Source organism: Gordonia amicalis, from assembly GCF_022059885.1.
In the GTDB taxonomy this organism is placed as follows: Bacteria; Actinomycetota; Actinomycetes; order Mycobacteriales; family Mycobacteriaceae; genus Gordonia; species Gordonia amicalis.
In genome coordinates, this window is record NZ_CP091855.1 from 4,640,108 (window position 1) to 4,665,436 (window position 25,329).

Annotated in this window: 32 protein-coding genes and 2 pseudogenes; 9 read left to right on the forward strand and 25 right to left on the reverse strand. The window is 66.8% G+C overall.

The window, feature by feature from the left end:
* Positions 1-60: 60 nt before the first annotated feature.
* From IHQ52_RS21430 to IHQ52_RS21450, 5 genes are read right to left on the reverse strand one after another with little or no spacing between them, the layout of a single operon-like run.
* Positions 61-372: a PE family protein gene (locus IHQ52_RS21430; protein WP_096274482.1), complete on the reverse strand. Its 312-nt coding sequence runs from the start codon at positions 370-372 to the stop codon at positions 61-63.
* Complete coding sequence (locus IHQ52_RS21435; protein WP_096274484.1) at positions 369-1,718, reverse strand: hypothetical protein; 1,350 nt, start codon at positions 1,716-1,718, stop codon at positions 369-371. Before IHQ52_RS21435 ends, IHQ52_RS21430 begins: the two co-directional genes overlap by 4 nt.
* On the reverse strand, positions 1,715-2,023 hold the full coding sequence (locus IHQ52_RS21440) for a type VII secretion target (RefSeq protein WP_006434592.1): 309 nt from the start codon (positions 2,021-2,023) through the stop codon (positions 1,715-1,717). The genes IHQ52_RS21435 and IHQ52_RS21440 overlap by 4 nt, the downstream gene beginning before the upstream one ends.
* Positions 2,024-2,081: 58 nt before the next feature.
* Positions 2,082-2,396, reverse strand: coding sequence for a YbaB/EbfC family nucleoid-associated protein (locus IHQ52_RS21445; RefSeq protein ID WP_006434593.1), 315 nt, complete (start codon positions 2,394-2,396; stop codon positions 2,082-2,084).
* An 8-nt stretch (positions 2,397-2,404) separates the two neighbouring features.
* Positions 2,405-2,791 (reverse strand): hypothetical protein, encoded by a 387-nt coding sequence (locus IHQ52_RS21450; RefSeq protein WP_006434594.1) that lies wholly within the window; start codon positions 2,789-2,791, stop codon positions 2,405-2,407.
* Positions 2,792-3,189: 398 nt separating this feature from the next.
* Between IHQ52_RS21450 and IHQ52_RS21455 the strand changes: the two genes are divergently transcribed.
* On the forward strand, positions 3,190-4,719 hold the full coding sequence (locus tag IHQ52_RS21455) for a MinD/ParA family ATP-binding protein (protein ID WP_006434595.1): 1,530 nt from the start codon (positions 3,190-3,192) through the stop codon (positions 4,717-4,719).
* 9 nt (positions 4,720-4,728) lie between these two features.
* Here the strand turns inward: IHQ52_RS21455 and IHQ52_RS21460 are convergent, their stop codons facing one another.
* Positions 4,729-5,400 carry a DedA family protein gene (locus tag IHQ52_RS21460; RefSeq protein WP_040004493.1) on the reverse strand — a complete coding sequence of 224 codons (672 nt, stop codon included), beginning with the start codon at positions 5,398-5,400 and terminating at the stop codon, positions 4,729-4,731.
* A 190-nt stretch (positions 5,401-5,590) separates the two neighbouring features.
* Between IHQ52_RS21460 and IHQ52_RS21465 the strand changes: the two genes are divergently transcribed.
* From IHQ52_RS21465 to IHQ52_RS21475, 3 genes are all read left to right on the forward strand, one after another.
* Entirely contained in the window at positions 5,591-6,661 is a 1,071-nt protein-coding gene (locus tag IHQ52_RS21465) for an alpha/beta fold hydrolase (RefSeq protein ID WP_096274488.1), read from the forward strand.
* A gap of 73 nt (positions 6,662-6,734) precedes the next feature.
* The gene (locus tag IHQ52_RS21470; protein WP_096274490.1) at positions 6,735-7,241 is read left to right on the forward strand and encodes a hypothetical protein; all 507 of its coding nucleotides are present in this window, start codon (positions 6,735-6,737) and stop codon (positions 7,239-7,241) included.
* A gap of 60 nt (positions 7,242-7,301) precedes the next feature.
* The gene (locus IHQ52_RS21475) at positions 7,302-8,012 is read left to right on the forward strand and encodes a TM2 domain-containing protein (RefSeq protein WP_096274492.1); all 711 of its coding nucleotides are present in this window, start codon (positions 7,302-7,304) and stop codon (positions 8,010-8,012) included.
* 41 nt (positions 8,013-8,053) lie between these two features.
* Here the strand turns inward: IHQ52_RS21475 and truA are convergent, their stop codons facing one another.
* The 8 genes from truA to infA all read right to left on the reverse strand — a co-directional run bounded on the left by truA (position 8,054) and on the right by infA (position 12,814).
* On the reverse strand, positions 8,054-8,929 hold the full coding sequence (gene truA / locus IHQ52_RS21480; protein WP_182156182.1) for a tRNA pseudouridine(38-40) synthase TruA: 876 nt from the start codon (positions 8,927-8,929) through the stop codon (positions 8,054-8,056).
* Positions 8,930-8,948: 19 nt separating this feature from the next.
* Positions 8,949-9,518: a 50S ribosomal protein L17 gene (gene rplQ, locus IHQ52_RS21485; RefSeq protein ID WP_006434601.1), complete on the reverse strand. Its 570-nt coding sequence runs from the start codon at positions 9,516-9,518 to the stop codon at positions 8,949-8,951.
* A gap of 83 nt (positions 9,519-9,601) precedes the next feature.
* A complete protein-coding gene (locus IHQ52_RS21490) occupies positions 9,602-10,654 on the reverse strand; it encodes a DNA-directed RNA polymerase subunit alpha (protein ID WP_005197582.1) in 1,053 nt (350 codons plus the stop codon).
* 89 nt (positions 10,655-10,743) lie between these two features.
* Positions 10,744-11,349, reverse strand: coding sequence for a 30S ribosomal protein S4 (gene rpsD / locus IHQ52_RS21495; protein ID WP_005197585.1), 606 nt, complete (start codon positions 11,347-11,349; stop codon positions 10,744-10,746).
* 24 nt (positions 11,350-11,373) lie between these two features.
* Positions 11,374-11,781, reverse strand: a complete 408-nt coding sequence (rpsK, locus tag IHQ52_RS21500) for a 30S ribosomal protein S11 (protein ID WP_004023536.1) — start codon at positions 11,779-11,781, stop codon at positions 11,374-11,376.
* Positions 11,781-12,149, reverse strand: coding sequence for a 30S ribosomal protein S13 (rpsM, locus tag IHQ52_RS21505; protein WP_006360180.1), 369 nt, complete (start codon positions 12,147-12,149; stop codon positions 11,781-11,783). The genes rpsK and rpsM overlap by 1 nt, the downstream gene beginning before the upstream one ends.
* A 210-nt stretch (positions 12,150-12,359) precedes the next feature.
* Positions 12,360-12,473: a 50S ribosomal protein L36 gene (rpmJ, locus tag IHQ52_RS21510; protein WP_005207978.1), complete on the reverse strand. Its 114-nt coding sequence runs from the start codon at positions 12,471-12,473 to the stop codon at positions 12,360-12,362.
* Positions 12,474-12,592: 119 nt separating this feature from the next.
* Positions 12,593-12,814 carry a translation initiation factor IF-1 gene (gene infA / locus IHQ52_RS21515; RefSeq protein WP_004023539.1) on the reverse strand — a complete coding sequence of 74 codons (222 nt, stop codon included), beginning with the start codon at positions 12,812-12,814 and terminating at the stop codon, positions 12,593-12,595.
* Between the two features lie 297 nt (positions 12,815-13,111).
* Between infA and IHQ52_RS21520 the strand changes: the two genes are divergently transcribed.
* The 5 genes from IHQ52_RS21520 to fdhD all read left to right on the forward strand — a co-directional run bounded on the left by IHQ52_RS21520 (position 13,112) and on the right by fdhD (position 16,275).
* Positions 13,112-13,504 carry a phage holin family protein gene (locus IHQ52_RS21520; protein ID WP_006434603.1) on the forward strand — a complete coding sequence of 131 codons (393 nt, stop codon included), beginning with the start codon at positions 13,112-13,114 and terminating at the stop codon, positions 13,502-13,504.
* 11 nt (positions 13,505-13,515) lie between these two features.
* On the forward strand, positions 13,516-14,232 hold the full coding sequence (locus IHQ52_RS21525) for an SIMPL domain-containing protein (RefSeq protein ID WP_006434604.1): 717 nt from the start codon (positions 13,516-13,518) through the stop codon (positions 14,230-14,232).
* Positions 14,233-14,392: 160 nt separating this feature from the next.
* On the forward strand, positions 14,393-14,896 hold the full coding sequence (locus tag IHQ52_RS21530; RefSeq protein ID WP_096274494.1) for a hypothetical protein: 504 nt from the start codon (positions 14,393-14,395) through the stop codon (positions 14,894-14,896).
* 55 nt (positions 14,897-14,951) lie between these two features.
* Complete coding sequence (dtd, locus tag IHQ52_RS21535; protein WP_096274496.1) at positions 14,952-15,401, forward strand: D-aminoacyl-tRNA deacylase; 450 nt, start codon at positions 14,952-14,954, stop codon at positions 15,399-15,401.
* A gap of 16 nt (positions 15,402-15,417) precedes the next feature.
* Positions 15,418-16,275 (forward strand): formate dehydrogenase accessory sulfurtransferase FdhD, encoded by an 858-nt coding sequence (gene fdhD / locus IHQ52_RS21540; RefSeq protein ID WP_006434607.1) that lies wholly within the window; start codon positions 15,418-15,420, stop codon positions 16,273-16,275.
* Here fdhD and IHQ52_RS21545 read toward each other — a convergent pair.
* The 11 genes and pseudogenes from IHQ52_RS21545 to rplF all read right to left on the reverse strand — a co-directional run bounded on the left by IHQ52_RS21545 (position 16,265) and on the right by rplF (position 25,318).
* On the reverse strand, positions 16,265-17,377 hold the full coding sequence (locus tag IHQ52_RS21545) for an ABC transporter ATP-binding protein (RefSeq protein WP_096274498.1): 1,113 nt from the start codon (positions 17,375-17,377) through the stop codon (positions 16,265-16,267). The genes fdhD and IHQ52_RS21545 overlap by 11 nt on opposite strands.
* Before the next feature lie 58 nt (positions 17,378-17,435).
* A pseudogene (locus tag IHQ52_RS21550) lies at positions 17,436-17,864 on the reverse strand (extracellular solute-binding protein); the annotation flags it as partial.
* 154 nt (positions 17,865-18,018) lie between these two features.
* Positions 18,019-19,891: pseudogene (locus tag IHQ52_RS21555) on the reverse strand (bifunctional lysylphosphatidylglycerol flippase/synthetase MprF).
* Positions 19,892-20,152: 261 nt separating this feature from the next.
* A complete protein-coding gene (map, locus tag IHQ52_RS21560) occupies positions 20,153-20,947 on the reverse strand; it encodes a type I methionyl aminopeptidase (protein ID WP_006434611.1) in 795 nt (264 codons plus the stop codon).
* 24 nt (positions 20,948-20,971) lie between these two features.
* Positions 20,972-21,526 carry an adenylate kinase gene (locus IHQ52_RS21565; RefSeq protein WP_006434612.1) on the reverse strand — a complete coding sequence of 185 codons (555 nt, stop codon included), beginning with the start codon at positions 21,524-21,526 and terminating at the stop codon, positions 20,972-20,974.
* Positions 21,523-22,851 carry a preprotein translocase subunit SecY gene (gene secY, locus IHQ52_RS21570; protein ID WP_006434613.1) on the reverse strand — a complete coding sequence of 443 codons (1,329 nt, stop codon included), beginning with the start codon at positions 22,849-22,851 and terminating at the stop codon, positions 21,523-21,525. The genes IHQ52_RS21565 and secY overlap by 4 nt, the downstream gene beginning before the upstream one ends.
* 202 nt (positions 22,852-23,053) lie before the next feature.
* A complete protein-coding gene (gene rplO, locus IHQ52_RS21575) occupies positions 23,054-23,494 on the reverse strand; it encodes a 50S ribosomal protein L15 (RefSeq protein ID WP_004023566.1) in 441 nt (146 codons plus the stop codon).
* Positions 23,495-23,497: 3 nt separating this feature from the next.
* Positions 23,498-23,677, reverse strand: a complete 180-nt coding sequence (gene rpmD / locus IHQ52_RS21580; protein WP_005197622.1) for a 50S ribosomal protein L30 — start codon at positions 23,675-23,677, stop codon at positions 23,498-23,500.
* Positions 23,678-23,679: 2 nt separating this feature from the next.
* Positions 23,680-24,327, reverse strand: a complete 648-nt coding sequence (gene rpsE, locus IHQ52_RS21585; RefSeq protein ID WP_006434614.1) for a 30S ribosomal protein S5 — start codon at positions 24,325-24,327, stop codon at positions 23,680-23,682.
* A 46-nt stretch (positions 24,328-24,373) separates the two neighbouring features.
* Positions 24,374-24,778 (reverse strand): 50S ribosomal protein L18, encoded by a 405-nt coding sequence (gene rplR / locus IHQ52_RS21590; RefSeq protein ID WP_024497734.1) that lies wholly within the window; start codon positions 24,776-24,778, stop codon positions 24,374-24,376.
* Between the two features lie 3 nt (positions 24,779-24,781).
* A complete protein-coding gene (gene rplF, locus IHQ52_RS21595) occupies positions 24,782-25,318 on the reverse strand; it encodes a 50S ribosomal protein L6 (protein WP_006434616.1) in 537 nt (178 codons plus the stop codon).
* Positions 25,319-25,329: the final 11 nt, after the last annotated feature.

Genomic DNA, 25,329 nt, shown 5'->3' on the forward strand with positions numbered 1-25,329 from the left:
AGTCTGGTGCGATGTACGAGTCGACTGCCGCGGTGGCGGCGGTCGGTCAGGTATGTGGGTTCACGCCTCGGTCTTGAATGCTGCGACGGCCTCGGCTTCACCCTCGATGAATCCGGACGCCTGCGCCCGGAGCAGGGCGGCGATCTTGCGAAGCTCGAGAATGCCGGTCGCCGTGTCCTTCTCGAACTCCCGGGCCACCGAGGTGAAACTGGCCGCGGTCGCGGTCGACACCTCATCCCGCCCCTGGGCGTGAACCGCGAGCTTCGGCCCCGCTCCGTTGAGAGCCAGCTCGAGTCGATCCGCGATCTTGTCGAGATCACCTGCAGCCGAGAACAATTCGGCGGGCTCTACGCGAAGTTGTGTGTTGCTCATACTTCCTCGTCTCGTGTCAGACCGGGCACGCCCAGCCGTAGCTCGATGTCCGGACCGGAATCGGTGTCGGCCGTCTCGTCGTGGCCGATGACCGCGGGTGCGACCTCGGGATCTTCACCGACCACCGCGCGCCCGTTGTCCTCGGTGACCAGATAATCGGGCACGCTGTGCTGCCCCTCGGCCGCGCCTGCTCCACGCGCTCCGGCTCCGGCTGCGCCCATCGGCGCCCCGCCCATCGGCATCGCCGCCGGCGTCGTCACGACCCGCGTCGCCGACGGCGATCCCATCGCAGGCTCGCCGACGCCGAAACCGGTCGGCACCGTCGGACGGGACGCGCTCAGCGGCGCCATGATGCCGCCGACTCCACCACTTCCGCCGCCACCACCGCCGCCGCCCCCTCCGCCGCCGCCTCCGGCGGCCTTGGCCTTGGTGAGCGGGATTCCAGCTGGACCGACGATCGCCGAATCGGGATCGACGCCGAGCATCTTGCTGATCGGCTGCATCAACGAGGACGGGAGTTCGACGGCAGTGGACACCGCCGGGGAGACCACGTCGAGGACCGAGCCGGCCAGGGTGAACGGGGACTGCCCGGCACCTGCGCTGGGCGCGCCCGTGACCGCGACGGGCGCCCCGTTCGCGGTCATGGCCGTCGTGGGAGCGAGGAGTTCTCCCCGGGTCACCGCGACCGCCGCGGTGGCCAGTTCGAGCCCGGCTCCGGCGACCACTGCCGCCGTACTGAGCCCGACCGCGATCGCCGGACTCATGATGACGGGGACCAGAGCCGAGATCTTGGCGACCGTGGCGGCGACGATTCCCTGGACGACGGCCAGCCCTTTCGCGACGATGGCGGCGGCGGTCTTGGTGTCGATCGAGATACCGGACCCCTGGGCTGCCAGGGCTGTGCTGTTCGTTCCGGCCTCGGCAGTCTTGGTGGCCGCACCGACCGCACCCTGGCCCGCCCACAGCTGATCGGCGAGCTTGAGTGCGCCCTGCCCCATCGTCATCGACGTCTCGAGCACCTTGGTGAGGCTGTCGAAGATGATCGTCGGGTCGAAGCCGGCCCCGTTGAGATCACCGCTGCCGAACCCACCGAGCAGGTCGGTGATCGGCTTGATGAACATGTCCAGGTTCGGTGGCTGTATCGGTGGCAGACCCGGCATCGGCGGCAACGACGGCAGCGCGGGGAGGGGCGGAAGTCCCAGTCCCCCGAGCACATCCGCAACCGTGCGGTCGAGGATCGGTCCGAGCGGACTGGCGTCGATCATCTCCTGCACCGTCATGTGGTCGAGTGCGGGCACGTCCGGGACGCCGGGCAGCGGGCCTGGCCACGGTGGAATCGGGGTCACAGCACCGAACGGATCGCCGCGGCGGTCGCCGCGTCGGTGCCCTCGTACTCGGCGAGACCTGCCACCGTGGAGGCGGCGGTCGCGGCGTGTACCGCGGCGAGCTGTCCGACCGACATCAGGTGATTGGCCTGAGCGACGATGAACGACGCGAGGAACTCCTGACCGATGAGGCCGAACACCGGGACCATCGCAGCCGTGTTGGCGGCGGCGTCGATCGACCCGGCCGTTCCGATGGCGGACGCCATGGCCGCATTCGTCGCCGCGAAGCCTTCGAGCGCTTCGGATGTCACTTTCACGTTTGTCATCACAACCCCCTCGTGAGTGCAAGTCTTTCTCGGTCGGCCACCTGTCGGCCGGTCGACGTCATTCACCCGCCGGACGCGCACCGAGCATGTCGCCGAATGATTCGTTGAAGTCCTCGGTCACGGCCGCCACGCGGGCGTAGACCCGTTGTGCGGCAAGAGCCGAAGTCGCCACGATCTGCTCACCCAGCCGTGCGGCGCCGAGTTCGTTCGCGCCACGCTCGAGGCGAAGATCGATCAAGGCCCCCTTCGCGTCGACCTCGGCGGTCACCAGACCGTCGGCCGAGGTCACCGCCACCGTGATCGCCTCGAGGTTCTCCTGGAAAGATCGCAGTCCGTCCAGCTGACGGGCGGCACGCGCCTCGAGTTCGTCCATGGCCCAGCTCATCGGCGCAACCACGACGTCATGGCGTCGGCTTCCTCGTCGTCACGCTCTTCGGCCGCGGACAGATCCTCCGGACGCGGCAGCTTCATCTCGTTGACGAGATCGCGATCGATTCCGGCCGCGAGCAGGTTCTCCCGCAACCGGATTCCGGCCGACATCGCGGCCTGCTTGCACAGACGCAGGATGTCAGCAGCCAGCAGTTCGGGGTGTTTGTCGAGTTCGGTGGACGCGATGTGCACGGCAACCGGCAGACCTTGGGCCGTTGTCCGGACGGCCAGGCCACCAGATCGCGAACGTGCTTGTGAGAACTGATGCACAGCCGCCCACGGATCGTCGCCGTCGCGCGCGTCATCGGCATACGTTGCCGTCTCTTCGGTGTAGCTCATCGAAGCCGAACCCCCCTTCACGCCGAATTAGACGCAGACGGGGTCCCTCCCGGTTCCATCGAATTTTCGTTCGACGAAACCATCTCCCAGATACCGTGCACCGCGTCATGCCTCACCATGACCACGGTGCCGCCCCGCCTCGCACCTGGGATTCAAGTGCCTGATCCTGCCACAATCCGATCAACGCCACCACACACCGAATCCGATATCTCGAACCCAGGCGTGAGACGAACTGTGGATCTCGTCCGAAATCCTCTCACACCCTTGGGTACACTCTCGTCGACGCTGCCGGAGTCGATCACAGTGCAAGCAGATCCTCGCATGCCGCCGGTGATCGTGCTCGCGCACGGATCACCGCTCGCCCCGTCGGCCCGGCCGCAAGACCAGAGGATTCCCCGATGACGTACGAGAACTCGACGCCGAACGGCGCCGACGCGCCGGCACCACCGCCGTGGCTGCAGTTCGCACCGCCTCCCCCGGAGGCCGCACCGGCTCCGCAACCACCGTCGGCACCGGCGCCACCGCCCTCGTCGAAAGACGGCCAGGACACCGCTTTTCCGCCGGTCCCCGGCCACACCCCGCCGAACTCCGCAGCGCCGCCCGGCCACGACGCACCGCGTCCACCCGAGACGAATCCCGCTGACCGCACCACGCCCGCGACCACCGGTCGGTACACGCCACCGCCGGTTCCGCCCGCGCCCGAGCCGGGCCGGTTCCCCGCCACGCATCCGGCAGCCGACCCCTACACGCCGCCGCCCGGACCGCCCATCCACCCCGGGCCCACTCCCCCGTTCGACCAGTCACCCCCACCCGCACCTCACCTGCCTCCGTCGTTCCCGGAGTCCGGAGCCCACTTCCCGGCTCGCCCCGCCGGCCCGCCGATGGTGAACGGGCAGATGCCGCCGGGACAGTTCGGCCCGGGCACCGGCCCCGCGCCCGCATATCCGGGTCAGCCGATGCCTGCGGGTTACGGTCCGCCACCGGGCGGACCGTCGCTGGACGAAGTTGCATTGATCCGCAAGGCCCGTCGTGCACCGAGCCGCGGATGGCGACGAGCGGTCCACACCCTGTCGGCCGGCGCCATAAATCCCGGCGAGTCACAGGGCGACATCGCCTATCAGCAGCTCCTGGAACGGGTGAACCGACCCGTGCGGGGCGACTATCGGATCGCGGTGCTGTCGCTGAAGGGCGGCGTCGGCAAGACGACGACCACCGTCGGCCTCGGCTCGACCTTCGCCTCCCTGCGCGGTGACCGGGTGATCGCCGTCGACGCCAACCCCGACCTCGGCACGCTTGCCCAGCGCATCCCGCAGCAGACCCGGTCCACGGTCCGCGATCTGCTCGCCGATCAGAACGTGTACCGCTACTCCGATGTCCGGGCTCACACATCTCAGGCGCCCAGCCGCCTGGAAGTGCTTGCCTCCGAACGTGATCCGGCGGTGGCCGAGGCGTTCAACGAGGAGGAGTACCGCGGGGTCGTCACCATCCTCCAGCGGTTCTACAACCTTATCATCACCGACTGCGGCACCGGTCTGAGCCACTCGGCGATGAACGGTGTCCTCGACCTCGCCAACACGATCATCCTGGTCAGCTCGCCGGCGCTCGACGGTGCACGCAGCGCCGGTGCGACCCTGGACTGGCTCGAGGCCCACGGTTTCGGACACCTCGTGTCGCGGGCCGTCGTCGTGCTGAGTTCGTCGCGTCCCGGGTCGTCGACCATCGACACCGATCAGCTGGGCCAGCACTTCCTGACCAGGTGCCGTGCGGTCCACAAGATCCCGTTCGACGACCATCTCGCGGAGGGCGCCGACGTCGACCTCGAGCTGATGTCGAAGGACGCCAAGCGGTCGTTCGTCGAGCTCGCGGCCACCATCGCCGACGATTTCTCGGGTACCACGCTGCCGCGGGAAGATCCCTACCTCGGATAGATCGGGATCTCACGTCGCTTCTGGCGGGACCTGTTCCTCCGACGGGGTCGAGTCCACCGGCGCGACGGCGCGCTGCCGTCGTCGCGTCTCCCGCCAGCGCCGCGCCGCGTGCACGAACATCGGCACCACGACCGTGAAAACAGATCCGATGATGAGGATCTCGATGTTGTCGCGGACGACCGGCACGTTGCCGAGCAGGTAGCCCGCCAGGATTATCCCGCCCGCCCAGACGAAGCTACCCAGAACGCTGAACAGCGTGAACACACGGTGCGACATCCCGCTGAAGCCCGCGACGAGTGGCGTCAGCGTTCGGACGATCCCGATGAACCGGCCGAAAAACACCGTCAGCGGACCGAATCGGTCGAAGAAGGCGTTGGTCTTCACCACATATTCGGGACCGATGCTCCGCATCATCCGGCCCTCGACGACACCGCGACCCAGCCGTCGACCGATGAAGTAGCCGCACTGGTCCCCCGCCACCGCGGCCAGCGCCACCAGGGGAATGACCAGCCAGACCGGTGCGAACGGGTCGGGTTGCGCGACGAAGACGCCCGCGGTGAACAGGAGCGAGTCACCGGGGAAGACGACGCCGACCAGCAATCCGGTCTCGACGAAGACCAGGACGCACAGACCGACCAGGCCACCGGTGGCCACGAAGGATTCGACATCGAACGGATTCATCAGCGCCAACAGTAGTGGTTCGCGCAGGTGAGACGGTTGTTCGGACCGGACCAACAGATGAATTCCGGTCGAGGTCCGGGCGACGGCCGGCCTGGTCATCCGTCCCACTCACATACCGGCGCGCGACCTCCCACGAGATGGGGTTTACTCGATTGAAAGCAGCACACCTCGAGCAGAAGGGGGAACCACAGTGCCGTCCAAGACCCCCGGTCCGTCGAAGACACCAGGCCCGTCCTTGCGACCCGTCACCGACACCGACGTCCGCATCGAGTACCACACGATCCACGGCTACCGTCGCGCCTACCGGATCGCCGGCAGCGGTCCCGCCCTGCTGCTCATCCACGGCATCGGCGACAACTCGTCGACGTGGGACGAGGTCATCCCGATTCTGGCGCAGCACTACACGGTCATCGCGCCGGATCTCCTCGGCCACGGCCTTTCCGACAAACCCCGGGCCGACTATTCGGTCCCGGCTTTCGCCAACGGGATGCGCGATCTCCTCGTCGTCCTGGGGCACTCCAAGGTCACCGTCGTCGGGCACTCCCTCGGCGGCGGTGTGGCGATGCAGTTCTGCTATCAGTTCCCGCGGTTCGTCGAGCGCCTGGTCCTCGTCGCCGCCGGCGGCGTGACCAGGGAGGTCAACCCGGCCCTGCGCCTGATCTCGCTGCCGGTCGTCCACCAGGCCCTGTCGGCGCTGCGGATCCCGGGCGTCGTACCCGGACTCCGGGTCGCCGCGAAGGCCGCCGCGGCCGCCCCGGTACTCCCGTTCGCGCCGGCGAGCGCCACACCCGCGCGCCTTCTCGCCGATCATGAGGACCTGATGCGCGTCCTCGGCGGCCTCGCCGACCCGACGGCCTGTTCGGCGTTCCTGCGAACACTGCGAGCCGTGGTCGACTGGCGCGGACAGTCGGTCACGATGCTCGACCGCAGCTACCTCACCGAACGCCTCCCCGTGCTGCTCGTCTGGGGTGACGAGGACATCGTGATCCCGTATCACCACGCCGAACTCGCGCATTCGGCGATTCCGCACTCCGAACTCGAAACCTTTGTCGGCTCCGGACATTTCCCGTTCCACGACGATCCGGAACGCTTCTGCCGAGTGGTCATCGACTTCATCTCGCGGCACGAGCCCATCGTGTTCGACCCGCTGAACTGGCGTCATCTGATGTCCAAGGGAGCTCATCCCGAGCAGTTCACCGGCGACGAGGACACGGTCGAGGAGGTACTCGAGGCGTTCGAAGACGAACGCAACGCGACCTGAGCCCACACACCGCCGCCGGGCGTGAGCCCGCACACCGCCGTCACACGTCGGAGGTCTGTGCCACCATGGGTCCATGACCTACCCGGGTGGCGGGCCCGACGGCACCACACCGTTCCCGCACCAACGTTCCGAGTACGACTCGAGCCCCGGTTTCGCCGTGCCCGGCTACGGTGCGCCACAGGCGGATCCGACTCAATACCAGTACGGTGCAGGACCGATCCCCGAGCAACCGCTCGTCGTGATCGGCGACATCACGTGCACCCAGAACTTCGTCATCACGCCCTCGGGCACCTGTCCCATTTCCGGCACCCAGTGGACCGTCACCGACATGTCCGTGTCGACCGAACGGATGTCACAGACCGGTCTGGTACTGGCCATCGTGGGGTTCTTCATGGTGTGCTTTCTCAGCATGCTGTTCCTGCTGATGAAGGAACGCAGTACCACCGGATACATCCAGGTGACCGTGCGCGGCGCGGGCGGCTTCCTGCACGTCACCAACATCCCGGCCTTTTCGCCGGTCGCCATGGGTGACGTCTCGGGTCGCGTCAACTACGCCCGCACGCTGGCTGCGATGGCCTGACCGCACGACCCCCGAGCACGCTCGACACCACGCAGGACCACACCGAGGAGGACGACCCCGATGACCAGTCCGGAGAACCCCGGAGACAAGCCGTACGATCCGTTCGTGAAACAGCCCCCGCCTGCGGAGACCTCCCAGAACGGCGGCCCGGCCCACGGCACCGACCCCAGCGCGGGATACGCGGCACCGCCGTCTCCCGGCGCGCCCGAGGGTTACCAGTCGCCGCAGGGGTATGACGCCCAGCAGCAGTACGGCACCCCGCCGCAGTACGGTTCCGCCCAATACGGAGCACCCCAGTACGGAGCACCCCAGTACGGAGCACCCCAGTACGGAGCACCCCAGTACGGAGCACCCCAGTACGGAGCACCCCAGTACGGAGCACCCCAGTACGGAGCACCTCAGTACGGAGCACCTCAGTACGGAGCACCTCAGTACGGTGCACCGGCGGGCTATGGATATCCCGGCGCACCGGACCCGACCGCTCCGTACGGTCGCGATCCCGCGACCGGCGAACCGCTGTCGGACAAGTCGAAGCTCGTCGCGGGTCTGCTCCAGATCTTCCTCGGCTCCCTCGGCGTCGGCCGCTTCTACATCGGCGACAACACCATCGGCGGTATCCAGCTCGGCCTGACCATCATCGGCTACATCACCGCGATCTTCCTGATCGGGTTCGTGCTGATCTTCGGCGTGGCGATCTGGGCCCTCGTCGACGGCATCATGATGCTGACCGGCAGCGTCCGGGACAAGAACGGCCTCAAGCTCGGGAACTGACCCTTCGATACGCTCCGGGGCTACTCAGGGAGCAGGGCTACTCAGCCGCCGCAGCAACCGGTGGACCCGCGCACGTCGCGGGTCACCGTGTTGCGGGCGGCGAGTTCGTCGTCGGCGGGATAGTCGACGCCCACCAGACACAGGCCGCGGGCCTCCGCCACCGGAACCTGCGGGCTGCGCACCTTCTCCGAGAGAAGTCCTCGACACCAGTCGAGGTCGCGCCTGCCGTCGCCGACGCTCGCGACGGCACCCACCAGCGACCGCACCATCGACCAGCAGAACGCATCCGCGCTGACCTCACCGACGAGGACACCGTCCGGGTCGCGGGTCCACTCGAAACGCTGGAGATCGCGGATCGTCGTCGCGCCCTCGCGTCGACGGCAGAAGGCGGCGAAATCGTTCAGTCCCAACAACTCCGACGACGCGGCGTTCATCGTTTGCACATCGAGCGGTCGGCGCCACGTCGCCGTGGTCCGAGCCACCACGGGTTCCGGGCCCCAGCGCGAATCGTCCAGCCGGTACCGGTAGTGGCGTCGCAGCGCGGAGAACCGCGCATCGAATGCGTCCGGCACCACCCGGACCTCTTTCACCCGGATGTCATCCGGGCACATCTTCGCCAGTCGACCGACGAGGGTCGACGGGTCCCCGCCGATCGACCGGGTCTCCAGCGCCGAGGCCGGGATGACGGCATGAGCGACCTGCCCCGTCGCATGCACACCGGCGTCGGTCCGCCCGGCCACCGTCAGCCGGACCGGCACCCGCAGGATCGTCGACAACCGGGTCTCGAGCTCCTCGCACACACTGCGCTGACCGATCTGCCGTGCCCATCCGGCGAAATCGGTGCCGTCGTAGCCGAGGTCGAAGCGCAGACGACAGAACCCGCCGGCACCGGAATCCGGGCCGACGGGTTCGGTCAGCAGTTCTCGACTCAGTCGACTACTTCTTGTCGTCGTCTGCGTCGGTCGCCTCTTCCGCCTCCACGGCGATGGCGGCGGTCGACTCGTCGTCGACGGCCTCGGCGACAGCTTCGGCGTTGGCGACCTCGGCGTCGGTGGCGTCGGCCTCGACGGCCTCCACCACGTTCTCGGTCTCCGCGGCCTTCTTCGAGGCGGCGACGCGGGTCGCGCGCGAAGCCTCGCTCGACGCGGTGGTCTCGCGCACCAGCTCGATCACGGCCATGGGGGCGTTGTCACCCTTGCGCGGCAGCGTCTTGATGATGCGGGTGTAGCCACCGTTGCGATCGGCGAAGAACGGGCCGATCTCGTCGAACAGCGTGTGCACGACGTCCTTGTTGCGGATGTCCTTCAGCACCTCACGACGGTTGGCCAGCTTGCCGGCCTTGGCGTGGGTGATGATCTTTTCCGCGTACGGGCGCAGGCGCTTGGCCTTTGCTTCGGTGGTGGTGATGCGGCCGTGCTCGAAGAGCGAGGTGGCGAGGTTCGCCAGCATCGCTTTCTGGTGGCTGGCCGACCCGCCGAGGCGGGCACCCTTGGTGGGCTTGGGCATTGTCTTCTCCTAGGAGGACTCCCGATCGCTCGAGCGGGAAGTCAGGGTTTGGGCGAGCGTGACAGCTTGCCGCGGCGACGCGACTAGAGCTGTTCGGTTTCGGCGAAATCCTCACCGGAATCGGCGTCGAACGACGCGTCTTCCGACCACGTACCGGTGGCGGGGTCGTAACCGGCGACCTGCGACGGGTCGAAGCTGGCCGGGCTGTCCTTGAGGGACAGGCCGAGCGCGTGCAGCTTGACCTTGACCTCGTCGATCGACTTCTGGCCGAAGTTGCGGATGTCGAGCAGATCCGACTCGGTCCGGGCAACCAGCTCGCCGACGGTGTGAACACCCTCGCGCTTGAGGCAGTTGTACGAACGGACGGTCAGCTCGAGATCCTCGATCGGCAGGCTGAACGACGCGATGTGGTCGGCCTCCGCCGGAGACGGCCCGATCTCGATGCCCTCGGCCTCGACGTTGAGCTCCCGGGCGAGCCCGAAGAGCTCCACCAGGGTCTTGCCCGCCGACGCCAGCGCGTCACGCGCGCTGATCGAGTTCTTGGTCTCCACGTCGAGCACGAGCCGATCGAAGTCGGTGCGCTGCTCGACACGGGTGGCCTCGACCTTGTAGGTCACCTTGAGCACCGGCGAGTAGATCGAGTCGACCGGGATACGGCCGATCTCGGCACCCGACGCCTTGTTCTGCACGGCCGGCACGTAGCCGCGGCCCCGCTCGACGACGAGCTCGATCTCGAGCTTGCCCTTGTCGTTCAGGGTTGCGATGTGCAGATCGGGGTTGTGCACGGTGACACCGGCCGGGGGCACGATGTCGGCGCCGGTGACGGTGCCCGGACCCTGCTTGCGCACGTACATGGTGACCGGCTCGTCCTCGTCCGAGGAGACCACGAGGCCCTTGAGGTTCAGGATGATGTCGGTGACGTCTTCCTTGACCCCGGGGACGGTGGTGAACTCGTGCAGGACACCGTCGATGCGGATGCTGGTGATCGCAGCACCCGGGATCGAGCTGAGCAGAGTACGACGCAGCGAGTTACCGAGGGTGTAACCGAAGCCCGGCTCGAGCGGTTCGATGACGAACTTCGACCGGTTCTCGGCGATGACTTCCTCGGTGAGGGTGGGTCGCTGTGAGATGAGCATTTCGTTTTCTCCTTTGGCCGCCCGCTATATGACGGCCTCGAGGGTGAACCGAACAGCAGGTAGCTGTCGGGCTGGTCTTGCTCGAAGAACTACTTGGAGTAGAACTCGACGATGAGCTGTTCCTGCAGCGGGACCTCGATCTGGGCGCGCTCGGGCACCGAGTGCACGAGGATGCGCAGGGTCGAGGGCACGACCTGGAGCCAACCCGGGACCGGACGATCGCCGACGAGCTCCTTGGCGATCTGGAACGGGACGGTCTGCAGCGACTTCGGACGGACGTCGATGATGTCGTACTGGCTGACGCGGTAGCTGGGGACGTCGACCTTCACACCGTTGACGGTGAAGTGGCCGTGGCTGACCAGCTGGCGAGCCTGACGACGGGTCCGCGCGATGCCCGAGCGGTACACGACGTTGTCGAGACGGGTCTCGAGCAGCTTCAGCAGTTCGTCACCGGTCTTGCCGGTGCGACGATTCGCCTCCTCGAAGTAGCGACGGAACTGCTTCTCCATCACTCCGTAGGTGAAGCGGGCCTTCTGCTTCTCCTGCAGCTGCAGGAGGTATTCGCTCTCCTTGATCCGCGAGCGGCCGTGCTGGCCGGGCGGGTAGGGGCGACGCTCGAACGCAGCGTCTCCACCGATCAGATCGACGCGAAGACGACGAGACTTCTTTGTTGCGGGGCCGGTATAACGAGCCATGTTTCTCTGTTCCTCCCTTTCCCGCTAGACCCGACGCCGCTTGGGCGGACGGCAACCGTTGTGCGGCTGCGGGGTGACATCGGAAATGGTGCCGACCTCGAGGCCGGCTGCCTGCAGGGAGCGGATGGCGGTCTCACGACCCGAGCCCGGTCCCTTGACGAACACGTCGACCTTCTTGACGCCGTGTTCCTGGGCCTTGCGCGCAGCGTTCTCGGCCGCGAGCTGAGCCGCGAACGGGGTGCTCTTGCGCGAGCCCTTGAAACCGACGTGGCCCGACGACGCCCAGCTGATGATGTTTCCGCTGGGGTCGCTGATCGACACGATGGTGTTGTTGAACGTCGACTTGATGTGTGCGTGGCCGTGCGGGACGTTCTTCTTATCGCGACGGCGGGTGCCCTTCTTGGGGCCTGCGCTACGTGACTTCGGAGGCATTACTTCTTCTTCCCGGCGATGGTCTTCTTCGGGCCCTTGCGAGTGCGGGCATTGGTCTTGGTGCGCTGTCCACGGACGGGCAGGCCACGACGGTGGCGCAGACCCTGGTAGCAGCCGATCTCGATCTTGCGACGGATATCGGCCTGCACCTCGCGACGCAGGTCACCCTCGACCTTCACCGAGGCTTCGATGTACTCACGCAGCTTCGAGACGTCTGCGTCAGTGAGGTCCTTCGCACGGAGGTCGGGGCTGAGGCCCGTTCCCGCGAGGATCTCCTTGGAGGTGGTGCGCCCAACTCCGTAGATGTAGGTCAGTGCGATCTCCAGCCGCTTTTCGCGGGGGAGATCCACACCAGCAACACGTGCCATGTGGCGGATTTCCTTTTCGGTTTCCAGAGGTCTTCTCCCAGTCCGTCCCGTGAGCTGGTGCCGAACCGTGTGTTCGGCCTCGCGGGCTCCGGCCTCTGATCCGGAGGTAGGCGGTGACTCGTCTGTCGCCGCTGGTGCTGAGAGGTCTTCTGATGTTCAGTTGTCGTTTTTCAGTTGTTTTGACTCAAGCGACCCGGAGGGTGCGCGTGATCAGCCCTGACGCTGCTTGTGACGCAGGTTCTCGCAGATCACCATGACCCGACCGTTGCGGCGGATCACCTTGCACTTCTCGCAGATCGGCTTGACGCTCGGCTGAACCTTCACGTCAATCTCTCCTGCTCGGCTCGCCCGCGCGCACGCCGAAACGCGGCCGTACACGTGGGTGTCGGTCTCCTCCCAGACGGATGTCGGGGAAGTCTTCTCCCGGCGGTGCCGGGAAAGTCTTACTTGTAGCGGTACACAATCCGCCCACGAGCCAGGTCGTAGGGCGAAAGTTCCACGACGACCCGGTCCTCGGGCAGGATGCGGATGTAGTGCTGCCGCATCTTGCCGCTGATGTGGGCGAGAACCTTGTGTCCGTTTTCCAGCTCAATACGAAACATCGCATTGGGCAGGGGTTCGATCACTCGACCCTCGACCTCGATGGCCCCGTCTTTCTTCGCCATGTCCTCCGCGATCCTGGCCGTTTCCGCGACACCCGGGTGGTGCTGCGTCGTTGGCCCGGTTGAATCAGTGTTTGTCCGTTAGGGTGTGGGCACCGGTCCGCGAGGACCTGCACCCGGTGCGAGCGATTGCCGGACCAGCGTGGGGACACGCAGACACCGGCACGCGAGACGCACCGACGTTCTATGTTACGCGAACTGCGAGAACAGTCCAAATGCGTGCCGATCCACTCCGGCAATCCACGTGGTTCGGACACGAGACCACGATTTCGGCACGACCGTACCGGCAGACTGTTGCGCATGCTGGCATTTCTGGTCCGCACCGTGTGCACCGCGGTGGCGTTGTGGGTGGCGACGCTGATCGTCCCGGGCATCGAGTTCGTCGGCGGGTCGACGACGGCCGAGAAGATCGGGATCGCGCTGGTCGTGGCCGTGATCTTCGGCGTCCTCAACGCCTTCGTGAAGCCGATCGTGCAGATCATCTCGATCCCCTTCTACATCCTGACGCTGGGGCTCATCCACATCGTGATCAATGCGTTGATGTTGGAGATCACCGCGTGGATCACCCGCAACACCACGCACTGGGGTCTCGAGGTCGACGACTTCTTCTGGTCGGCGATCTTCGGCGCGATCGTCGTCTCGGTCGTGGGCTGGCTACTCGCGCTGCTGATGCGGGACCCGGTCGATCGATGAGGACGATGAGCATGGGCATCCGTCGAGTCGGATTCGTGGCGGCCCTCGCGGCCGCGCTGGCACTGACCGCGTGCGGTAGCGACGGTGCCGTCGACCAACAACGCTCGGTCACCGTCGTCGGGTCCGGTCAGGTCAGCGGCGCCCCGGACACCCTGCGAGCCGACATCGGCGTCGAGTCCACGGCCGGCGACGTGACCACCGCACTGAACGAGACGAGCGAGAAGATCCGCGCGGTCGCCGACGCTGTGGTCGACGCCGGCGTGGATCGCAAGGACGTGGCCACCCAGCAGGTGTCGGTGAGTCCGCAGTACGCCAGTCCGGTCCCCGGCGGTTCCAGCCAGATCAGCGGCTACGTGGCGACCAACTCGATCCGGGTCACCATCCGCGACATCTCCAAGGCGTCCACGGTCCTGAGCGCCGCGGCGACCGTAGGCGGCGACAACACCCGGATCAGCAACGTCGCATTCGCCATCGACGACGATTCGGAACTCCTCGAGCAGGCCCGAAAGGCAGCGTTCGACGACGCCCGCGGCCGCGCCGAGCAGTACGCCTCGCTCGCCGACGATTCACTCGGCAAGGTGCTGACCATCAAGGAGACGACCAGTGGCCAGGAGCAGCCCGCCTCCCCCGGCACCTTCGAGCGCGACGTCGCCGCCGCACCCGTCCCCATCGAGCCCGGCGAACAGGAGTTGACCTTCACGGTCACGGTGACCTTCGCGCTCAACTGAGCACGTTCGCGGTGAGACGCGTCCGAATTGCCCGGTGCGCGGAGAATTCTCGGCACAGAACGGCAACGACTGGGTGACAACTCCCCATCGTCGCCGAAACACGCTCTTACGGTGAGGCGGGTCGGGAGGACCAGAACGGGGTCGATCGAAGGAGATTGTCATGACGGGTATTCGAGTACGCGTACTCACCGCCACCGGGATGGCCGCGGCCGCAGTGATTGCGACCCTGGGGGTCGCCGCACCGGCCGACGCCGCCGAGACCAAGTCGCTGAAGATCTCCGGCGAACTCGAGATCGCGCCGGACCTCGAGATCCTCGAGATCAAGGCCGAGGGCACCACCGACGCGGAGGGTAAGACCACCGGAACCTACGTCGCGACACTGCTGGCCGGCGACGACGACAATCCCCTCCCGTTCAAGGTCAAGGGACCGATCACATGCATCTACACCGAGGGCAACACGGCGTCGCTGGTCTACCCGATCACCGGCACCGAGCCCAACCTCGTCCCCGCTCCGCTGAGGGACGCGCTCGCGGTGCAGATCACCGTACGCAAGGGCGATGAGAACACGGTCGGGGTGAACGGCCCGGCACCCACCCACTCCTTCCGTGGATGCAATCCCGGGGCCACCCCGTACGAGTTCGACGGGGACATCGAGATCAACTAGCTCTCCGGGTCTCCCCTGGCGCGAAAGAGCCACGCGCGCCTGGCATCCTGGACCGGTGCGAGCCGTCATCCAGCGAGTCAGTCAAGCCCGCGTGAGCGTCGACGGCGAGGTCGTCGGTGAACTCGACATCCCGGCCGGCGGTTCGGGCCTGGTCGCGCTCGTCGGCGCCACCCACGACGACACCCCCGACCACGCAGCGAAACTGGCCGACAAGATCTGGCGTCTGCGGATCTTCAACGGCGACGAGGGCCCCGAGAAGGCCGCCGCCGACATCGACGCCCCGATCCTGGTCATCAGCCAGTTCACCCTGTACGCCAACACCGCCAAGGGACGACGCCCGTCCTGGAACGCCGCGGCGCCGGGCCCGGTGGCCGAACCGCTGGTCGACGCGGTCGCCGACGCCCTGCGCGCCGCCGGGGCAACCGTCGCCACCGGCCGGTTCGGAGCGAACATGCAGGTGAGCCTGGTCAACGACGGACCGGTCACCCTGATCCTCGACGTCTGACGGCTAGGGTCGAACCGTGGGACGAATAACCGCACGACGCCGCGTCACCCGCATCCGACGCGATGCGGCCCCGACGCAGCGTGCCGACACCCTCGCCGTCGAGGAACCGCTGGAGATCCGCGTGGGCGGTCGACAGCTGAGCGTCACCATGCGTACCCCCGGCCACGATTTCGAACTCGTGGCCGGATACCTCGTCTCCGAGGGTCTCATCATCGCCGGCCGCGACTACGCCACCGCGCGGTACTGCGCGGGTACCGACTCCACCGGCGCGAACACCTACAACGTCGTCGACGTCTCGCTGGCCGCCCACGTTCCGCCGCCCGCACCCGGCGTCGTCCGTCACAACACCATGACCAGTGCCTGTGGTGTCTGCGGCAAGGACAGCATCGAGTCCGTCCACACCGCGTCGGCCCACGACCCGGCAGCCGACACCTTGACCGTCGACGTCGACACGCTGCTGGGTCTCCCCGACCGTCTACGCGTCGAACAGGACGTCTTCGACAAGACCGGCGGGCTCCACGCGGCGGCGCTCTTCGACGCCGACGGCGAACTGCTCGTCGTCCGCGAGGACGTGGGCCGGCACAACGCCGTCGACAAGGTCGTCGGCTGGGCGGTCCTCGCCGACCGACTCCCGTTGACCGGCACCGTCCTCCAGGTTTCCGGCCGGGCGAGCTTCGAACTGGTGCAGAAGGCCGCGATGGCGGGCATCCCGATGCTGAGCGCGGTGTCGGCGCCGTCCTCGCTTGCCGCCGACCTCGCCGACGAACTCGGCATCACCCTGATCGGGTTCTCCCGCGGCGAGTCGATGGTGGTCTACACGCGGCCGGACCGGGTCGTCGCCGTCGACGAACACGCCGGGACCGTCACGAGTTGAGGTCGTGGCGCAGCGGATCGTCGAGTGCGGCACCGGTGACCGGGTCGAACCAGTAGGTCTCGGAGGGCTCCGGCACCAGACCGACCACGTCACCGACATCGATGGTGCGTCGATGGTCGACGCGAACGACGATACGGCTGTTCCGCAGCGGGACATCGGCACTGCAGTAGACGAACTGTTCGGCACCGAGTTCCTCGACCAGATCAACCGTCCCGCGCAGCGCCCCGTCGTGCGAGACGGTCGAGACCGTCCACGATTCGGCGCGGAGTCCGACGACCACCTCCGCGGACGTCGCAGCGGCGAGAACGGAGTCGGGCACCGGTAGGTGTGCCGCGCCCAGACGCACGACACCGGCGTCGATACGGCCGTTGATCAGACACATCTGCGGCGACCCCATGAACGATGCGACGAACAGATTCGACGGCCTCGAGTAGATCTCCCGCGGAGTGCCCACCTGCTGCAACACACCATGGTCGAGGACGGCCACCCGGTGCCCCATGGTCATCGCCTCGATCTGGTCGTGTGTCACGTACAGCATTGAGACACCCAGTTCCCGCTGCATCGCGGCGATCTGCGCGCGGGTGCTGACTCGCAGCTTCGCGTCGAGGTTGAACAACGGCTCGTCCATGCAGAAGATCTTGGGACGCCGGACGATCGCACGTCCCATCGCCACCCGCTGCCGTTGTCCCCCCGACAGTTTGGCGGGCTTCCGGTCGAGAAGATGTGCGATGTCGAGCATTTCGGCGACTTCGGCCACACGCTTGCCGGTGTCCGGCTTGCTCATACCGGCATTGCGGAGGGCAAAGCCCATGTTGTCGGCGACCGTCATGTTCGGGTACAGCGCATAGTTCTGGAACACCATTGCGACGTCGCGCGCCCTGGGGGCCATCCCGACGACGTCGACGCCGTCGATCAGGATGGCCCCCGATTCCACCGACTCCAGGCCCGCGACCATCCGGAGGCTGGTCGACTTACCGCAACCCGACGGGCCGACGAGCACCATGAACTCGCCGTCGGCGACGTCGAGATCGAGCGAATCCACCGCGGGTGGTAGGTCGTCGGCGAACCGACGGGTCGCCGCGTCGAAGGTCACTGAAGCCATGAAACTATCGAATCCTGCCCTGTGTCTTGCTGTTAGGAGATGGTTGCGGGGTGCGTGATCAGTTCGGCAGCTTGGACTTGATCTGTCCGTCGTAGATCCGCTGCAGCTGCTGCTGCACATCGCCGAGGGTCTTGGTGACATCGGCGTTGCGCAGACCGATCTGCTCGTAGCCGGTGCCGATCACCTTGTCGGCGCCGGGCAGGAACACCCGGGCGTAATCCTGCGACTTGGTGTTCGGCATCTGCTCGATGGCGGTCTTGAAGTTCGGGTTCTCGGCCAGGAACTTCTTCATCGACGGGTCGTCGGCCGCCCCGGTCCGCACCGGCATGTAACCGACGTTCTGCGAGAAGTACGCGGTGTTCGCGGTGTTGGTGAAGAAGTCGATGAACCTGAGCGCGTTCACCTTCCGCTCATCGGAGATCTTCGCCGGGATGGCGAGGCCGGCGCCGCCGGTCGGGCAGCCCTTTGTCCCGTCTACTTGGGGAAGGGCTCGTTCGGTGACCGCGGGCATCCGGGGGAGTATTCAGATCGATTCGGACATCCCGCGAACCAGTCGGGGGCGATCCGGTGACAACTGGGTGTCCGGTGGGTGTCACAACCGGTACGGTCGTCCAGGTCGAGCGTACCGGTTGCCGGGCGGCCTACGCCTCCTTGCCGGCCGCCGCGAGCTTGAGCAACTGCCCGGCGGTGGCGTCGGGCAGATAGGCGCGCGAGATCGCGAGACCGATGCGGGGAAGATCACCTTCGTCGCGAACAGCCAGGTACACGGGCTCGTAGCGCGGATTGAACTTCTTCTTGAACGTGTGCAACGACCGGAAACCGTAGTAGGGTTCGAGCGCTGCGCCGAGCGCGTCGAGCAGTTTGTCGAGCGGCTCGGGATCGAAATCCCCGGTCCGGGCCAGCGGCGCACCCGACAGCGAGATGAACTGTGCGCCCTCGTCTTTGAACGCGACAGCCGAGGAGGCGATGAGGTACTCGACGACGGGACCGAAACCGTCGGTCCGGCGCCGCATGATGTCGAGGGTCCAACCCGCAACCCCGCCGCCGGGCCCGTACACCGGGAGCCACGACAGCACACCGTGGACGTTGCCGTCCGGATCGACGGCGAGGGCGACCCGCACCGCGGGATCCATCGCCTCCTCCACACTGCCGAGCGTGAAACCCATCTCCGGTAAGCCCTTGTCCCCCACCCATTCCTCGGAGATGGCGCGGACCTGGGTACGCACGGCGAAGGACTCGTCGGCGAGCGTCACCATCTTCATCGAGATGTCCTGCTTGGTGGCCTTGTTCATCGCCGACCGCACGTGTTGCCACGGCTTGCCCTTGAACTCGAGGCCGGGCAGGTCGACGATCGTGTCCTCCGCGATCTGCACGCTGAGCCAGCCGCGTTCGGTGACGATCTCCGATGTCGACGACCCGATGGAGAACCAGCACGGCGTGGCACCGGATCGCTCCGCGAGCTCGATGAAGGCGTCGACCGCCGCCTTGCCCCGCTCCGGTGCGCACACCGGATCTGCCAGTGCCAGAAGGGTCCCGACGTGGTTCTGGTAGGTGACCACCGACTGCCCGGCGGAATCATCCGCACTGCCGGTGAACTGATAGGAGTTGCCAGGCCAGGTCGTCATCCACGACATCGTGCCGCCGCCGTGTTCACGCAGGAGCGCCTTGACCCGGTCGACCGGGTCGGCGTCGGGGTCATCTCCCGCGCCCACATGCCGCACCCGCCACGGGACGGCGAACGCAAACCGGCCGGGGATCAGGATGGCGAGCAACAACGCCCACAGCAATGTGGTTCCCAGTGTCACCGCACCCTCGGTGGAGACGTCGGTGAAGATGACGAGCACGACGGTCAACACCGTCGCGACGACGTTCACTGCGCCGATCACGACCGCGACCCACCAGGCCCAGCGCTTTCCCCGCCCCGATCACCAGCATGATGACCGCTGCGAGAACGTATTCGACGGAGGCGAGCGTCCCCTGGAACAGGAAGGCGATGGCGACGACCGCACCCATCAGCACACGCACGCGCAGGCGCCACGGTGACCGGACGGTCGCCGAGGCCACCGCGACCGCGGACACGACCAGGGCGCCGACACCGGTCCCCCGCGAATCGGCCAGCTCCTCGGCCCACCGCCAGGAGGTGACCTCGGTCGACAACAGCCACAGCAGACCGACCGTCAGGAAGCCGGCGACGAGGTGGCCGCCGACGCCGACCAGGATCGCCTTCACGGTGCCCAGTTGCCACTCGGCCCAACCCATTCCGACGATCACGACCACGAACGCGAGGACGTACAGCCACGGGCCGGGTTCGACGAAGGCGGAGCTGATCGGCGTCCACCACTTGCCCTCACGCAGAGCGGGCAGACCGAAGGCCACCTCGTGATACCAGGCCTTGTCGTTCGCCCGGCTCCAGAGCGACCCGGTCGCCACCCCGACGACCGCAAGCGCGATGGCGAGCGCGGCGGTGAACGGCAACCGGCGGACAGCAGAGGACCACGACACGTCGAAGTGCATGGTCAACCGTACGACGGCGCGCTGCCCCGCGGTGCCTCCTTGTTCGGCAATGTCCCGTATTCGATGCGCTCCGGGCGATTCCGGCGCACAACTGGACCGTGCGTCGGCTGTCCGGGCGGCCCGAGCCCGAGACGTTGGGCGAGCCATGGCGTTTGCTGCCGGAGGGCAACCGCCCACGCCGTGAACCCCGGCCAGTCAGCACTGCGGGACGCCGACAGCGGCGGACCGATGGCGGCGTTCAACACCCAGAGGGCGAGAACCTCATTCGGGGCGAGGCGTCAGAATCCGCGGACCGTCGGCGGTCACCGCGACCGTGTGTTCCCAGTGGGCGGCGCGGGATCCGTCGTCGGTGACGACCGTCCAGTCGTCCTCGAGGACAGTGGTGTCCACGGTGCCGAGAGTCAGCATCGGCTCGATCGCGAGCGTCGACCCGATCACCAGCAGCGGGCCCTTGCCCGGCGCGCCCTCGTTCGCGAGGAACGGGTCCATGTGCATCTCCCGGCCGATGCCGTGACCGCCGTACCCGTCGACGATGCCGAAGGGACGGCTGAACTTCTCCTCGGCGGCGCGGGTACCGAGTTCGATCGCATGGGAGATGTCGGTCAGGCGCGCGCCGTCGACCATGGCGGCGATACCGGCCTCCATCGAGAGCCGGGTGGCCTCGGACAGGTCCGCATCGGCTTGCGACAGCTCTCCGACACCGAAGGTCCAGGCCGAGTCACCGTGCCAGCCGTCGAGGACCGCACCACAGTCGATGGACACCAGATCACCGTCGGCGAGAACGACATCGGCCGACGGGATTCCGTGGACCACGACCTCGTTCACCGAACTGCAGATCGATCCCGGGAAGCCGTGGTAGCCCTTGAAGGACGGCACGGCGCCGGCCTCGCGGATGACGGACTCGGCGACCTCGTCGAGGTCGAGGGTGGTGACCCCTGGCTTCGACGCCGCGCGGACGGCCACCAGAGCCGCACCGACGACCGCGCCCGCCGCCGCCATCGCGTCGAGTTCCCCGGCGGAGCGGAACGGGACGCGTTTGCGTTTACGAAAGCCCATGAGCGGACGCAGTCGTGACCGATGTCAGGAGACGCCGGCGCCGAGGGCGCTCAGCACACGCTGGTGGACATCCTGGATGTCGCCCACCGCGTCGATGGTCTTGACCTGATCGCCGTAGTAGGCGAGCAGGGGCGAGGTCTCCTTGGTGTAGACGTCCATCCGGTTGCGGATGACCTCTTCGGTGTCGTCGGCGCGACCACGGGCCAGCATGCGCTCCACGACGACGTCGGTGTCGACGACGAAGGACAGCACGGCGTCGAGCGAGGCGTCGAGGCCGGCCAGGATCTCCTTGAGCGCGTCGGCCTGCTCGGTCGAACGCGGGAACCCGTCGAGGATGAAGCCCTTGGTCGCATCCGGCTCGCTCACGCGCGCACGGACCATGTCGACGGTGATCTCGGACGGGACCAGGTTGCCTGCGTCGAGGTACTTCTTGGCCTCGATGCCGACCGGGGTGCCCTGGGAGATGTTGGCGCGGAACAGGTCACCGGTGGAGATGTGCGGGATGCCGAGGGCTTCGCTCAGCAATTCCGCCTGGGTGCCTTTACCTGCGCCGGGGGGGCCGAGAATAACGAGTCTCACTTGAGGAATCCTTCGTACTTGCGTTGCATCAATTGACTGTTGATCTGTTTCATCGTGTCCAGACCCACACCGACCATGATCAACACGGCCGTGCCCCCAAATGGCAGGTTCTGGACGTTGCCGCTGTTACCGATCTCGAGGAACAGGTTCGGCAGCACCGCGATGATACCGAGGTAGATCGAGCCCGGCAGAGTGATGCGGCTGAGCACGTAGCCCAGGTACTCCGCGGTCGGGGCGCCCGGCCGGATGCCTGGGATGAAGCCACCGTACTTCTTCATCTCGTCGGCGCGTTCCTCCGGATTGAACGTCACCGCCACGTAGAAGTACGTGAAGAAGATGATCATCAGGAAGTAGACCGCGATGTAGACCCCGTTGCTGGGATCGGTCAGGTACTTGGTGACGTATTCCTGCCAGGTCGACTGTGTGCCGTCGGTGCTGCGCGTGAGTTCGACGATCAGCTGCGGCAGATACAGCAGCGACGAGGCGAAGATGACCGGGATGACGCCGGCCTGGTTCACCTTGAGCGGCAGGTAGGTCGACGACCCGCCGTACATCTTGCGGCCGACCATGCGCTTGGCGTACTGCACCGGGATGCGGCGCTGGCCCTGCTCGATGAAGACGACGCCGGCCACGATGATCAGCGCGGCGACACACACCAGCGCGAAGACGAGCCCGCCGCGGGTGTTCAGGATGGTGCGACCCTCGGCCGGGATACGGGCGGCGATACCGGCGAAGATCAGCAGCGACATGCCGTTGCCGATGCCACGCTCGGTGATGAGCTCGCCGAACCACATGACGACACAGGCGCCGGCGGTCATGACGAGCACGATGATCGCGAGACCGAAGATGCTCGAGTCGTTGAGGACCTCACCGCTGGTCGCACAGGACTGCGGGAGGAGCTGACCGCGGTCGGCGAGGGCGACGATGCCGGTCGATTGCAGGAGGGCCAGGGCCACGGCGAGATAACGCGTGTACTGCGTCATCTTGGCCTGTCCGGCCTGGCCTTCCTTGCGCAGCTGCTCGAACCGTGGGATGACCACCGTGAGCAGCTGGACGATGATGGATGCCGTGATGTACGGCATGATGCCGATCGCGAACACCGACAGCTGCAGGAGCGCGCCGCCGGAGAACAGGTTGATCAGGGAGTAGACCGAGCTGGACTCACCGGCCGAGACCTCGTCCAGACATGCCCGCACGGCCTGGTAGTCCACACCGGGCGACGGCACGGTCGCGCCGAGGCGATACAGGACGATGATGCCGAGAACGAAGAGGATCTTCTTCCTCAGGTCCGGCGTCCGTATGGCCGCGAAGAGGGGGGAAAGCACTAACTCCTCCTAGGAACGACCACGCGAGGTCTGTGTTCCGGGTCGGTGGCGACCCGATCCCCCGTGTGCTCGGCAGTCGACAATGTTCGGGATGCGGCGATCTGTGCGGATGCGGCAGACAACGTCTGAAACTCTAACAGTGACGCCGAAACGCCCCGGTCGGGCGGCAGCTCTGCTGCCGCCCGACCGCGGGTTTGTTCCGTCAGAGTTCGGTGACGCTGCCTCCGGCAGCGGCGATCTTCTCCTTGGCGGAGGCGGTGAACTTGTCGGCGGTGATGTCGACCTTGACCGACAGGTCACCGTCGCCGAGCACCTTCACCAACTTGTTCTTGCGCACCGCGCCGGCTGCGACGAGCTCGTCGACGCCGATGGTGCCGCCCTGCGGGAAGAGGCGCGCGATGTCGCCGACGTTGACGACCTGGTACTCGATCCGGTTGCGGTTGGTGAAGCCCTTGAGCTTCGGCAGCCGCATGTGGATCGGCATCTGGCCACCCTCGAAACCGGCCGGCACGTTCTTGCGCGCCTTGGTGCCCTTGGTGCCGCGGCCCGCGGTCTTACCCTTGGACCCCTCACCGCGACCCACACGGGTCTTGTCGGTCTTCGACCCCGGTGCGGGGCGAAGGTGATGGAGTTTGATGGTCATTGCTTAAACCTCTTCGACTGTCACGAGGTGACGAACCGCGTTGATGAGGCCGCGGTTGATCGGCGTGTCCTCGCGGGTGACGGTCTGGCGGATGCCCTTCAGTCCGAGGGTCCGCAGGCTGTCACGCTGGTTCTTCTTGGTACCGATGGTGCCCTTGACCTGAGTGATCTTCAGCTCTGCCATGATCAGACCCCCTGTCCTGCACGGGCGCGCAGCATACCGGCCGGAGCGACGTCCTCGATCGGCAGACCACGACGGGCCGCGACCTCTTCGGGACGCTGCAGCATCTTGAGTGCGGCGACCGTTGCGTGCACGACGTTGATGGCGTTGTCGGAGCCGAGGCTCTTGGCGAGGACGTCGTGGACGCCCGCGCACTCGAGCACGGCACGCACCGCGCCACCGGCGATCACACCGGTACCGGGGCTGGCCGGGCGCAGCATGACGACACCGGCAGCGGCCTCACCCTGAACCGGGTGGGTGACGGTGCCACCGATCAGCGGCACGCGGAAGAAGTTCTTGCGAGCCTCTTCGACGCCCTTCTGGATCGCGGCCGGGACTTCCTTGGCCTTGCCGTAGCCGACGCCGACCATGCCCTGGCCGTCGCCGACCACCACGAGAGCGGTGAACGAGAAACGACGTCCACCCTTGACCACCTTCGAGACGCGGTTGATGGTCACCACGCGCTCGAGCTGGTTGCGGTCCTGGTCGCGGCCGCCGCGATCGCGGCGATCTCCGCGGCCACCGCCGCGACGGTCGTTGCCGCCACCTGCGGTGTTCTGGTTGCTGTCGTTACCGGCGGGTCCGTTTCCGCCGTCACGCTGACGTCCGGGCATCAGAGGTTCCCTCCGGTCATGTGGGTGTAGCTGGTGAAGATGGTCATCAGAAGCTCAGGCCTCCCTCACGGGCGGCATCCGCGAGCGCGGCGATACGGCCGTGGTAGTCCTTGCCACCACGGTCGAACACGACGGCGTCGACGCCGGCGGCCTTGGCACGAGCGGCGATGAGCTCGCCGACCTTGCGGGCCTGCGCCGACTTGTCGCCGCCGGCCGCACGCACGTCGGACTCGATCGACGACGCGGCTGCCAGCGTCTTGCCGGCCAGGTCGTCGATGAGCTGCACGTGGATGTGGCGCGAGCTGCGCTTGACGGCGAGACGCGGACGCTCCGGGGTTCCGCTGACCTTCTTGCGGAGACGGAAGTGCCGGTTGGCGGTCGCGGTGCGACGACGCGTCGACACGTCCTTGCCGAGGGGCTTACGGCTGGTCTTGGTAGCTGTGTCACTCATGGCTTACTTACCCGTCTTTCCGACCTTGCGACGGATCTGCTCACCCTCGTAGCGAATGCCCTTGCCCTTGTAGGGGTCCGGACGACGCAGGCGGCGGATGTTCGCCGAGATCTGGCCGACTTTCTGCTTGTCGATACCCGAGACCGAGAACTTGGTCGGGGACTCCACGGCGAAGGTGATGCCTTCGGGGGCCTCGATCGGTACGGGATGGCTGTAACCGAGGGCGAACTCGAGGTCCTTGCCCTTCGCCTGGACGCGGTAGCCGACACCGAAGATCTCCATCTTCGTGGTGTAGCCCTGCGTGACGCCGATGACCAGGTTGTTGATCAGCGAACGGCTCAGGCCGTGCAGCGCGCGGCTGCGACGCTCGTCGTTGGGGCGGGTCACGACGACGGAGTTGTCCTCCTTGGCGACCTCGATGGGCTCGGAGACGGTGAGCGAGAGCTCACCCTTCGGGCCCTTGACGGAGACGCGCTGTCCGTCGACGGTGACGTCGACGCCCGCGGGGATCTCGATGGGGTTCTTACCGATACGCGACATGTCGTTTCCTC